10 protein-coding genes are annotated in these 12,546 nt (G+C 47.3%); 5 read left to right on the top strand and 5 right to left on the bottom strand.

Features of this window, described 5'->3' with window-relative positions; translation table 11 throughout:
• Positions 1 to 29: 29 nt before the first annotated feature.
• The 4 genes from AAF463_RS15690 to AAF463_RS15675 are packed head-to-tail and all read right to left on the bottom strand — an operon-like array spanning position 30 to position 4,852.
• Entirely contained in the window at positions 30 to 950 is a 921-nt protein-coding gene (locus tag AAF463_RS15690; RefSeq protein ID WP_101761928.1) for a hypothetical protein, read from the bottom strand.
• Entirely contained in the window at positions 947 to 3,349 is a 2,403-nt protein-coding gene (locus AAF463_RS15685) for a glycosyltransferase (RefSeq protein ID WP_350261072.1), read from the bottom strand. The genes AAF463_RS15690 and AAF463_RS15685 overlap by 4 nt, the downstream gene beginning before the upstream one ends.
• 46 nt (positions 3,350 to 3,395) lie before the next feature.
• Positions 3,396 to 4,079, bottom strand: a complete 684-nt coding sequence (locus AAF463_RS15680; protein ID WP_350261071.1) for an ABC transporter ATP-binding protein — start codon at positions 4,077 to 4,079, stop codon at positions 3,396 to 3,398.
• On the bottom strand, positions 4,076 to 4,852 hold the full coding sequence (locus AAF463_RS15675; protein WP_350261070.1) for an ABC transporter permease: 777 nt from the start codon (positions 4,850 to 4,852) through the stop codon (positions 4,076 to 4,078). Before AAF463_RS15675 ends, AAF463_RS15680 begins: the two co-directional genes overlap by 4 nt.
• Before the next feature lie 488 nt (positions 4,853 to 5,340).
• Here AAF463_RS15675 and speB point away from each other — a divergent pair, with 488 nt between their 5' ends.
• Positions 5,341 to 6,261, top strand: coding sequence for an agmatinase (gene speB / locus AAF463_RS15670; RefSeq protein WP_101761932.1), 921 nt, complete (start codon positions 5,341 to 5,343; stop codon positions 6,259 to 6,261).
• 54 nt (positions 6,262 to 6,315) lie between these two features.
• Positions 6,316 to 6,720: a YidB family protein gene (locus AAF463_RS15665; RefSeq protein WP_350261069.1), complete on the top strand. Its 405-nt coding sequence runs from the start codon at positions 6,316 to 6,318 to the stop codon at positions 6,718 to 6,720.
• Between the two features lie 161 nt (positions 6,721 to 6,881).
• Here the strand turns inward: AAF463_RS15665 and AAF463_RS15660 are convergent, their stop codons facing one another.
• Positions 6,882 to 7,634: a M48 family metallopeptidase gene (locus AAF463_RS15660; RefSeq protein ID WP_101761934.1), complete on the bottom strand. Its 753-nt coding sequence runs from the start codon at positions 7,632 to 7,634 to the stop codon at positions 6,882 to 6,884.
• A 273-nt stretch (positions 7,635 to 7,907) separates the two neighbouring features.
• Between AAF463_RS15660 and tkt the strand changes: the two genes are divergently transcribed.
• The 3 genes from tkt to pgk all read left to right on the top strand — a co-directional run bounded on the left by tkt (position 7,908) and on the right by pgk (position 12,477).
• Complete coding sequence (gene tkt, locus AAF463_RS15655; RefSeq protein ID WP_350261068.1) at positions 7,908 to 9,899, top strand: transketolase; 1,992 nt, start codon at positions 7,908 to 7,910, stop codon at positions 9,897 to 9,899.
• Between the two features lie 343 nt (positions 9,900 to 10,242).
• Positions 10,243 to 11,262, top strand: coding sequence for an erythrose-4-phosphate dehydrogenase (gene epd / locus AAF463_RS15650; RefSeq protein WP_350261067.1), 1,020 nt, complete (start codon positions 10,243 to 10,245; stop codon positions 11,260 to 11,262).
• Positions 11,263 to 11,313: 51 nt separating this feature from the next.
• A complete protein-coding gene (pgk, locus tag AAF463_RS15645) occupies positions 11,314 to 12,477 on the top strand; it encodes a phosphoglycerate kinase (RefSeq protein WP_101761937.1) in 1,164 nt (387 codons plus the stop codon).
• Positions 12,478 to 12,546: the final 69 nt, after the last annotated feature.

Raw genomic sequence — 12,546 nt, 5'->3', positions numbered from 1 at the left:
TAAGAATGGATTAATTTAATTCTTTTATTTTAATGACTCAATTCCTGCTTCACGGATAAATAGTGTTCGTCACGTGAAACATGAGGAACAATCGTATCTAAAAACATAGCATAATCATCGTTTTTATCATTCATCTTGTTAAATGTTACGGCGAGAGGACATCGTTTCGAACCATGTACAGATTGTATCCAGATGAATTTTTCTTCATATCCTCTATCAAGCAGGGCAAACTGTATGGGTGATTTAATTATACTTTGCTCTCCCTTGGTCATAGTGTTAGAAATGGGTAAGAACTCGAATAAGTAATCATGTGGGTTACTGACAGACTCAAGTATGTTGTTGTAATGACAAAGTTGCATGTTATCAACGCAACAGAATTTTTCAGCGGGTGAAAAATTATAATCAAATTCACAGAAGTGTTCTGCGAATGTGTTTTTTACTCGGTCGATGTTTCTTTTTTTATTCTTAATGAAAGTATAAGGAATACCCGCTGGAGATATAAAATCTTTATTCGTTACCTTCTTAAGGAATAGAAAGTTCAAATCTATAAATATAAATAACTCTCGTTTTGGACTGATGTTTCTTATCTTGTTTTTGAAAGCCTCACTGTAGTTTTTAAAAACACTTATGTCACTGTTGTTGCTTATTATACTTTGGCTAATGTATGAGAGACTTTTAAAATTAGTGTACTTAATAATACTACGATATTGATACCTTATTAAGCTTTCTTTGAATTTTATTTTATCACTTACGGTGTCGATGACTATTAAATGAATGTTTAATTTTTCATTATCATATTTTAGTAATGGAGGCTCAGTGATTGTTTCAACCGTTGGCGTTATGTTTACTGCATTAATTATTTCTTTTGATCTTCCACCCAGAATATTCTTAAAAGCATCCTTAACGAAAAGACCGGGGGTATTTAATAATTTTGAAGCTTTAGTCATCATTCACACTCCTTTAATAGCTTATCCATAACTTTAGATATTTCGTATTTTTCAAGATAGGTTTTTCGACTGTTCTCTCCAAGTTGACTTAGTAAGTTCTCATCAGCCATAAGTCTTTCCATGTTCATGGCAAAGTGTTGAGTATCAAAACAGGGCGAAACTAAAGCGTTATATTCATTCACCAGGAAATCTTTAGGACCATAGCCTATATCATAACTAACCACAGGTTTGCTCATGCTAAAGCTTTCAATATAGACCATCCCAAAAGCTTCTTTAGCAGATGTGAGTGCGCAGAATGCACTATTGTAGATCTCTTCATAAACTAATGATGTCGGTGGATGAATGGTAACTTGTGATGTTAAACCTAGCGTTGCAATCTGATTGATAAGGTTTTCTTTTTCATCACCGTCACCAAAAATGTCTAAAATCCAATCTGGGAATTTTTTTGATATTTTTGCAAAAGATTCTATTAATAAATTGAATTGTTTTAGCTCAACCAAACGACCAAAAGAAACGATTCTTTTCTTCTGGGTATCCCCACCCGATTGTGAAATTAGTGGAAACTTATCTTCGAGTCCATTTGGAATGGGAGTAACCTTACTAATTCCTTGAGCATTGTACTCTTCTTTTTGAAAAGAAGTGAGAGTAAGTACCTTAAAAGCTTTAGGATAGTTTCTTAACAAAGTTATCTGTATTTCTTTAGAGTGTGAGCTAAATTCACGATGTTCTTGAACAATGACTTTATTCGACTTATGGGCATGCTTGATGATATTCACACATAGGCCTGGGAATGTGCCTATAATTATTGCGTTCTTGATGGTTTTTAAAATGCTTACCAGTTTAAAGTCTGTCAACAAAGATAAACCATTATAAAGATCTTCTGATTTTTTAAAAATCTTTGAAGAATATTGAGCGAGGTGATTATCCAGCTTTGTGCGGAACTTGCCATTGCTGCGTGCGTCATTGAGATATTCAATACGTACACTGGGATCAAGTTGTAGCTTAGGTGTATCACTGGTGCGCCGCATTGAGATAATGGATACCTGATAGCCAACAGAAACCAGATAATTTGCCTGGTTTATAACTGTTTGTACTGTTCCACCTACGCCATAGATATTATAACAGCAGTAAACAATGTGCTGTTGTTTATCGGCAATCACGTTATCCAGAAATTTATTGGTTTTATTAAAATTTTCATAATCACGGATGACTTTAAGGAAATCCTTTCTGGCTCGATGTTTGATCTTGAAATCAATGCTTTTGTCTGAAAATAGGTCTTCAAGTTCATCAATAGTACGCACGACTGAACCGTTGAATTCATAGGGGGATTTTAAAAAATGACCTCGTTCAAACTTGTAATTATCATAGTCAAATTGTAGAAAAATAACCGGTGTTTTTATCAGGTTAAATTCAAAGGCAATTGATGAGTAATCTGTTATGCATACAGCCGTATCTTTTAATACTACTGAAAAGTCATCATGCCCGACAAATGAAATAGCTCCATCAAAGAGTTTTTCTATCATTGGTTTAAGATGGAGTATCTTTTCATGCAAATAAAATGCGATGTTTAAATTTCTTTTATTTGCATAATCAATGATTCCTTGGCTGTTTTTAATCTGCTGAACTATGTCTAAAAATGGATTGTCATCGCCAGGTTTTGTCCACTCTTCACGCCAGGTAAAAAAGAATAATATGTTTTTTTCATTTTTCTTCTTCATTGGTAGTAGCTCATGTCGCGACAAGCCACTATTGATCACTCTTTTGTCGAGGAAACCAATATTCAGTATGAGTTTCTTTAGCGCCTGTAAATCATCTACCTCAACAGAATTTTTGTTAACGTAATAGCGTTGGAGTAGCAAGATATAGAAATCTTCCAGGTTATTCCTGGAAAAAAAGTCATCGTAGTGTGGTATTTTGTATTTGATGGCTAATCTTTTTGTTTGGTTAATATCTTTTTGTGTTTGTAGTGTATTGATAACGATATTTTTCTCTGACTTCAACGAAGTGCTAAAATATCTTATTCTACCGTTGTAGTGACCTTTAAATATGAATATTCTCTTGTAAGAGATGATTCCGTGTTGAAGGTATACGATGGGAGCCCAGCCCTTTTCTAATGGTTTTTTATTAAAAGAGGGGAAAGTATCAAGATATCCGTCATTAAGCAGGAGGTAATCTGCATCATAAAATATCTTATGATGCTTTTTGCTATCCTTAAGTATGATGTTTTTATTAAAAGGTAAAAGTTTTTCTATGTCGACATTCTGTTTGCTATAAATGAAAAAAGTGTTTTTAAATCCTGACTTCATTCTATGCTGAAAATAACAAAAGCCATTATCACGGGCTTGCAGCCCTCCTTTTTCTCCAATGAGTATCAACAAATCTTGATGTTCGATTCCCTTCATTTCTCTTACCTAAAATAGATTGTTGTAAAATGATCAGCGGTGTTATTTATATTGGAATAGTATTTTTGTTATTTTCACTTCTTAAGTAAGCTTCGATAGCATCATTTACCGAGTCATAATAATTGACATAATTATCCCTACCAATGAAAATAGCTGCGTCACAATACTCTTTGAGCGTATTTAAGCTATGCGACACCATCAAAAAACTCGCACTTTTATGTCGTTCCTGGAACATCTTTGAGCATTTTTCTTTGAAGCGCGCATCACCTACCGCGGTGACTTCATCCACAAGATAATAATCAAAATCAAAAGCCATGCTTAAACCAAAACTTAATCTTGATTTCATTCCGGATGAATAAGTTTTGAACGGCATATTGAAGTATTTACCCAATTCAGAAAATGACTCAACAAAATCTATTTTCTCTTTCATCTCATTATGTTTGGCATATAAACGCGCGACGAATTTAACGTTTTCCCTACCGCTAAGACTGCCCTGAAAACCGCCAGTAAGGCCAACCGGCCAGGAAATCGTTTTATTGGTAGTGATTGCGCCGCTATCAGGCCGGTCAATACCACCAATCATGCGCAGTAATGTTGATTTACCTGCGCCATTTCGGCCAACCAACGCCACACTTTTTCCACTTGGAAGGGTGAGGTTCAAATCTTTAAACACGAAGTGCCGGCCTGATGAGGTGCGGTACGACTTTGTGAGATTTTCAATCTTAATCATGATGTCAGCATTGCCTCTTCACGGGTGCGATAGATGGCAAGCCCCAAAAATAATGTCGTTAGTGTGAGAATGGCGAGATAAATGAGGCTGACGCCTTCGCTACTATAGCCCGGCATCACGGCTGCTCGGCTGAGTTCCACCACATGCAGGAGGGGATTCCAGAGTAGAAATGGCCAGTAATCTTTCGGCACTGCGTGCAGTGAAAACATTATTCCCGAGATGAAATAGAGCGGTTTAAGGAGAATTGGCAAAAGTTTCTGCGTTTCTGTGTAGGTTTTACCTATCACCATAAAAATGAGTCCAGCGCCACATGAGAAAATAATCAAAAGACTCCATGCACCCACTAATTGCAGTAGATTTGTCACAGAAAAATACTCCCCGGCAGCCCAAACAATCAACATCAGAAATATATAGACAGTTACGTAGATAATCGTCTCTAACATCGCCCTTGCTAAAACAGTATCGATGGGTTTAACCGGACGATAGTTAAATAAGCCTTGGTTCGCGTCAATTGCTCCAAGTGATCGAGTAGAGATATTAGAAAAAATGAAATAGGGAATGATCCCATTAAGTAAGAATACAGGGAAGGAAATGTCTGGCATTGTCCTATGCATGATGAAGCCAAAAATGGCCATCAATATTAATAAATGGGCTGATGGTTCTAGTATCGCCCAGATATATCCCAAACGGAACTTACCGAATCTGGTTCTTATCTCTCTAAAAAACAATGCGTTAATCGTGGCGCTTTGTACATTTAATCCACTTCTTGCCATTTAAAACTCACAGTATTCTTGATTAATAGATATGCTACCGCCCTTGGCTTAACAGTTACCAATGCGCTGAAGATAAGATAATAGATAATAAGCAGACTCGAATGGTCGCGTTGATTTGCCATCTACAGTTAGCTGATTAAATTGGTTGTTATTTGATTTGTATCGTATTTGCTACTTTTCTATCGATGAAATTATTGCCTGCCTTCCTATGAAGATAATTGAGAAAAGGCTCAATTTTCCTTATTCACTTCGCCACAAACATTCTTGATTAAATTATTATCGTTTGTGGTTTCAAGCTCTCTCCAGCCGAAATGATTGACCCTGATTTATCTGGAGGCTTACCGCGTCAAAGCATTGATTGCGCCCAACTTCAATCTTCGTAATAATCACGCCCATCTATCCCTTCCTCGTAGTGTTTACGTTGAGGGGATTTTTTTCATCTATACCTAAACAGACCTATCGACTTACGGATCTTAAGAGGACCAGTTATGCATAACACCTTGGGCAATCAGTATGATAACTCATTGGTTTCTAACGCTTTTGGTTTCATGCGCTTCCCCCTCAACTTCCAGCCTTACGACAGTGACGCTGAGTGGGTGATCACCGGTGTTCCTTTCGATGCCGCGACCTCCGGTCGTCCAGGCAGCCGTTTAGGTCCGGGGGCAATCCGCCAGATTTCCACCAACCTGGCGTGGGAAGGCTGTCGCTGGCCGTGGGATTTCGATCTGCGCCAGCGTTTGAACGTGGTGGATTGCGGCGATCTGGTTTATGCCTTTGGCGATTCACAGGATCTCTCTGACAAACTGCAGGCGCACGCCGAGAAACTGCTAGCGAACGGTAAGCGCATGCTGACCTTTGGCGGTGACCACTACGTCACGCTGCCGCTGCTGCGTGCACACGCTAAGCACTTCGGCAAAATGGCGCTGGTGCATTTCGATGCGCACACCGATACCTATTCCAATGGTCCTACTTTCGATCACGGCACCATGTTCTTCACCGCGCCAAAAGAGGGTTTGATCGATCCGCAGCACTCTGTACAGATCGGTATTCGTACCGAGTTCGATAAGAGCTTGGGCTTCAACGTGCTGGATGCCGCGCAGGTCAACGATCGCAGCGTTGATGACATTCTGGCGGAAGTGAAGCGTACCGTTGGCGATCTGCCGGTGTATCTGACCTTTGATATCGATTGTCTGGATCCCGCCCATGCACCGGGCACCGGCACGCCAGTGATTGGCGGCTTGAGCAGCGATAAAGCCACCAAGCTGATTCGCGGTTTGCAGGGCATGAATATCGTCGGTATGGATCTGGTGGAAGTGGCGCCGGGCTACGATCACGCCGATCTGACCTCGCTGGCCGCAGCCACACTGGCGCTGGACATGCTGCACGTGCAGGCGGCAAATAAAGGTTAATCCTTTCTCCTGCGGCTACACTTATTGACGGTTAATTAATCTGCGGAGGCGACTATGGGTTTACTGGACGATTTAGTAGGATCGCTAGGAAACAGCAACGGAAGCGGGCAGGGCAACCAGATGCAACAGCTGATGGCTATCTGGAACTGGGTGCAGGAACAGGGCGGCGTTGAAGTGCTGCTGCAGAAGTTTCAACAGGGCGGACTCGGGCAGGTGCTGAATAGCTGGCTTGGCAGCGGCAGTAACATGTCGATTGATGGCGGCGAGGTTCAAAATGCGCTTGGCAATGATCAGCTGCAGTCGCTGGCGGATAAGCTCGGCACCGATGTACATGGTGCGTCCGGTACGCTGGCTGCCTTATTGCCGCAGGTGATTGATAAGCTGTCGCCGCAGGGCCACATTAAGACGTCGAATACCCAGGATTTGGGTGCGATGGTGGATGGATTGTTTAAGCGTTGAAGGTTGTTTGCTTTGATGTTTGCTTACTGTCCCCCATCCCGGCCTTCCCCCATGAATGGGGGAAGGAGACGCAGCTAAATGCAGCTTCCTCACTGACATGTGGCAGCATCTTCCTCCCCCATTCATGGGGGAGGACCGAGGAGGGGGACAGCAAGCACGATCTATTTCCCAGCCGCAATACGCTCACGAATATGCTGGGCGCGGGCTTCCGAATCCGGATGCGAGTCAAACATCGAACTCTGTCTTCCTTGCTCCAGTTTCGCTAGCTTCTCAAAGCTGGTCGCTAATCCCATCGGATCGATGCCGCGCTTTTTCAGCAGGTCGAACGAGTAGTCATCGGCTTGTGTTTCCTGAGTTTGCGAGAATTGCGCATTCACCAGCTTTTCGCCCATTTCACCCAATTGTGATTGTGACAGCGAGCCAATTACGCCGCCGACGGAAGCCGCAGCGGTGCGCGTTGCGGTGGTCGTCAGCGCCACCTGCATCGCTTTGCGCGTATGGCCCAGCGCGACGTGGCCCATTTCATGGCCCAGCACACCTTCGACTTCGTTATCGGTCATCATATCCATCAACCCGCTATAGACGCGAATACAACCGTTCGCCATCGCCCAGGCGTTAACGTCTTTGGTCTGATAAACCTTGTAGTTGGCAGGCACGCCGTTGATGTTGTCGCCTAGCGCCGCCGCGATTTTGTTCAGGCGCTGCTGGTATTCACTGTTAGCGGGCGCAACCTGATTGTCTTTATCCATCTGCGCACAGGATTGATCGCTCAACTCTTTCACCTGCGTATCGTTCAGCGCATAGGCCTGATAAGCCTGCGCACCCGATTGTAGCAGCGCGTTGTTATCAAACCCTTCGCAGCCGCTCAGCAGCGAAGCCATTCCCAGAGCAACAATCGTGGCTCTCATTTTCATATCGGCATCCTTTGGGTAACAAGGTAAAGAAAACAAACACCTGAAACTGGCCCAGATGTTTAAACGCTTAGGTTATAGCTCGCATGTTGTTCAATGACTAGCAGACAAGCCCGGAAATGCAAACGGTTACCCGTGATTTAGCACCCAGATGCATGTACTTTTGTCCTGATTTTCATGTACATTGATGTGCGACTTTTTTCTCGCTTCGCCTTATAACTGATTAATTACAATAAGTTAAGCGTGGCGGAGCATTAATCCGACCTGGAGTAGAAGATGCCCTCTCGTAAAGAGCTTGCCAACGCCATTCGCGCGTTAAGTATGGATGCAGTACAGAAAGCCAATTCGGGACATCCGGGTGCCCCAATGGGCATGGCGGACATTGCCGAAGTGCTGTGGCGTGACTTCCTGAACCATAACCCTACTAACCCGCTGTGGGCAGACCGCGACCGCTTTGTGCTGTCGAACGGTCACGGCTCAATGCTGATTTACAGCCTGCTGCACCTCACTGGCTACGATCTGCCAATGAGCGAGCTGCAGAACTTCCGTCAGCTGCACTCTAAAACTCCAGGCCACCCGGAATATGGCTACACCGCAGGCGTTGAAACCACCACCGGCCCGCTGGGTCAGGGCATCGCTAACGCAGTGGGTTTTGCCATTGCCGAGCGCACGCTGGCGGCGCAGTTCAACCGTCCGGGTCATGACATCGTAGACCATAACACCTATGTGTTTATGGGCGACGGCTGCATGATGGAAGGCATCTCACACGAAGTCTGCTCCATCGCCGGCACCCTGAAGCTGGGCAAACTGGTTGCCTTCTACGATGACAACGGCATCTCCATCGACGGTCACGTTGACGGCTGGTTCACCGACGACACCGCCAAACGCTTCGAAGCCTACGGCTGGCACGTGGTGCGCGGCGTGGACGGTCACGATGCCGACGCGATTAAAAAAGCGGTGGAAGAAGCCAAAGCGGTTTCCGACAAGCCTTCACTGCTGATGTGCAAAACCGTTATCGGTTTTGGTTCGCCGAACAAAGCCGGTACGCACGACTCGCACGGCGCGCCGCTGGGTGCCGATGAAATCGCGCTGACCCGCAAGCAGCTGGGCTGGAACCACGGTCCGTTTGAAATCCCTTCAGACATCTACGCGCAGTGGGATGCCAAAGAAGCCGGCCAGGCGAAAGAGTCCGCATGGGACCAGAAGTTTGCCGCCTACGCCGCCGCACATCCGGAGCTGGCTGCCGAGTTTAAGCGCCGCGTGAACAATGAGCTGCCGGCGAACTGGGCCAGCGAGTCGCAGAAGTTCATTGAGCAGCTGCAGGCCAGTCCGGCGAAAATTGCCAGCCGTAAGGCCTCGCAGAACGCCATCGAAGCCTTCGGCAAAATCCTGCCGGAATATCTGGGCGGCTCCGCTGACCTCGCGCCGAGCAACCTCACCATGTGGTCCGGCTCGAAGCCGATCAACGAAGATGTGGCGGGCAACTACATCCATTACGGCGTGCGCGAGTTCGGTATGACCGCCATCGCCAACGGTATCGCGCTGCACGGCGGCTTCCTGCCGTACACCGCCACCTTCCTGATGTTCGTCGAGTACGCGCGCAACGCCGCACGTATGGCCGCGCTGATGAAGATCCGTCAGATCATGGTGTACACCCACGACTCAATTGGTCTGGGCGAAGATGGCCCGACGCACCAGCCGGTTGAGCAGATGGCCAGCCTGCGCATGACGCCAAACATGAGCCTGTGGCGCCCGTGCGACCAGGTTGAGTCAGCGGTGGCGTGGAAGTACGCGATTGAACGCGTGGACGGCCCGTCGGCGCTGATCTTCTCGCGTCAGAACCTGGCGCAGCAGGATCGTAGCGCTGAGCAGCTGGCTAACGTGGCGCGCGGCGGTTACGTGCTGAAGGACAGCGAAGGCACGCCTGAGCTGATCCTGATCGCCACCGGTTCGGAAGTGGAGCTGGCGGTGAGCGCTTATGAGCAGCTGACAGCGGAAGGCCGCAAGGTGCGCGTGGTGTCTATGCCATCCACCGACGCCTTCGACAAGCAGGACGCGGCGTACCGTGAATCCGTGCTGCCAAAAGCGGTTGCCGCACGCGTGGCGATTGAAGCGGGTATCGCGGATTACTGGTTCAAATACACCGGCCTGAACGGCGCGATCGTCGGTATGACCACCTTCGGTGAGTCGGCGCCTGCGGATCAGCTGTTCAGGGAGTTTGGCTTCACCGTTGAGAATGTGGTGAAAACGGCGAAATCTATTCTGTAACTTTGCGCAGTAAATTGCGCCGCTACCGGTTAAGCACAGCCTGTAGCGGCGCGATTCATCGCGTACACCTGCAATGCAGGCGTATCTAACCTGAAACGGTTCAATTATTCCTGCAGTAATAATCCGCCAGTGCAAAATTTGTGACGTAGATCCAATATTCAGCCACTCACTTGATCGCAATCATTCCCGTTATTCCTCTCTTGCATTACTCTAGCTGAACCGTTTCAGTTGTGAATAAAATCGTGCATCTCACTCGTGCGGGTAAGCAATAATTCCCTGTACAAAACGGTGTGAAACGCTCAGGCTAATCGGCACGTTTTTTCGGGTGTGGTTGAAGGTAGAGATGACCGTTCGCGTAGCAATAAATGGTTTTGGTCGTATCGGGCGTAATGTGTTGCGTGCCCTGTATGAAACCGGTCGCCGGGCTGAGATCACCGTGGTTGCCATTAACGAGTTGGCAGACGCCGCCGGTATGGCGCATCTGCTGAAGTACGATACCAGCCACGGTCGCTTTGCTTTGGACGTGCGCCAGGAGCGCGATCAACTGTTTGTTGGCGACGACACCATTCGCATCCTGCATCAGGCTGAAATTGATGCGCTGCCGTGGCGCGAACTGAATGTGGATATCGTGCTGGATTGTACCGGGGTGTACGGTAGCCGCGCTGATGGCGAAGCCCATTTGGCGGCGGGCGCGAAGAAAGTGTTGTTCTCGCATCCGGGCGGCAACGATCTCGATGCCACAGTCGTATTCGGTGTTAACGAACAAGCTCTTAAACAAACTGACCGCATTGTCTCCAACGCATCCTGCACCACCAACTGCATTATTCCGGTGATCAAGTTGCTGGATGACGCCTTTGGCATTGAGTCGGGCACCGTGACCACCATTCACTCGGCGATGCACGATCAGCAGGTGATCGACGCCTATCACAGCGATCTGCGTCGTACCCGCGCCGCCAGCCAATCGATCATTCCGGTAGATACGCGTCTCGCTGCTGGCATTACCCGTATTTTTCCGAAATTTAACGATCGCTTTGAGGCGATTGCCGTGCGCGTGCCCACCATCAACGTGACAGCCATTGATCTGAGCGTGTCGGTGCGCGAAGCGGTGAAGGCGTGTGAGGTCAACGCGTTGCTGCAAAACGCGTCAGAAGGGGCGTTTCGTGGTATAGTTGACTATACGGAATTACCGTTAGTCTCAGTAGATTTTAACCATGATCCGCACAGTGCCATAGTCGATGGCACGCAAACGCGGGTCAGTGGTCATCACCTTATCAAAACGCTGGTTTGGTGTGACAACGAATGGGGCTTTGCTAACCGCATGATCGACACCACGTTAGCATTGGCCGCAAGCGGTTTCAGGTAAGACGCGGACTGCGTCTGGCAAAACTTATGAGAATCAACGAGAGGGTTCACCATGTCTGTAATTAAGATGACCGATCTGGATCTTGCTGGTAAACGCGTTCTGATCCGTGCCGATCTCAACGTGCCAGTGAAAGAAGGGAAAGTGACGTCAGATGCACGTATTCGTGCTTCTCTGCCTACCATCGAAGCGGCGTTGAAACAGGGCGCGAAAGTGATGGTTACCTCTCACCTGGGTCGTCCGACCGAAGGTGAATACAACGAAGAGTTTTCCCTGCTGCCGGTTGTTAACTACCTGAAAGATAAACTGAACGGCACCAACGTTACCCTGGCAAAAGATTACCTCGACGGCGTTGAAGTCGGCGCGGGCGAATTGGTTGTGCTGGAAAACGTGCGCTTTAATAAAGGTGAGAAAAAAGACGAAGAAGGGCTGTCGAAGAAATATGCCGCACTGTGCGACGTGTTCGTGATGGATGCCTTCGGTACCGCGCACCGCGCACAGGCTTCTACCCACGGCGTGGGCAAATTTGCCCCAATCGCATGTGCCGGTCCGCTGCTGTCAGCTGAGCTGGAAGCGCTGGGCAAAGTGATGAGTAATCCAGAGCGTCCGCTGGTTGCTGTGGTTGGCGGTTCTAAAGTGTCGACCAAATTTGATGTGCTGCAGTCGCTGGTGAAGATTGCTGACACCGTGATTGTCGGCGGCGGTATCGCGAATACCTTCGTTGCTATCGATAACAACGTCGGTAAATCACTGTACGAGCCAGACTTCGTCGAAGCAGCAAAAGGTCTGCGTGATCAGTTTGGTATCCCAGTTCCTACTGATTCTCGCGTAGGCACGGAATTCTCTGAAACTGCTCCGGCAACCGTGAAAAAGGTTTCCGAAGTGGCGGATAACGAAGAGATTATGGACTTCGGCGACGAAACCGCACAGGCGATGGCCGCTATTCTGAAAGGCGCGAAAACCATTCTGTGGAACGGTCCGGTTGGCGTGTTCGAGTTCCCGAACTTCCGTAAAGGTACCGAAATCGTGGCAAATGCAATCGCCGATAGCGATGCATTCTCAGTGGCAGGCGGCGGCGATACGCTGGCTGCAATCGATCTGTTCGGTATCGAAGATAAGATCTCTTACATCTCTACCGGCGGCGGCGCATTCCTCGAGTTCGTGGAAGGAAAAAAACTGCCAGCAGTTGCTATGCTGGAAGAGCGCGCGAAGCAGTAACTCTTTGGGGGCGACGCTTGCGCGTCGCCTGAAGGCTAGCCCTTTATGGGGCAAACAAATCGCAATCCC

This window comes from Pantoea sp. BJ2 (assembly GCF_040255075.1).
In the GTDB taxonomy this organism is placed as follows: domain Bacteria; phylum Pseudomonadota; class Gammaproteobacteria; order Enterobacterales; family Enterobacteriaceae; genus Pantoea; species Pantoea leporis.
The sequence above is the reverse complement of the archived record's forward strand: the minus strand, read 5'-3'. Positions and strand labels throughout refer to the sequence as shown.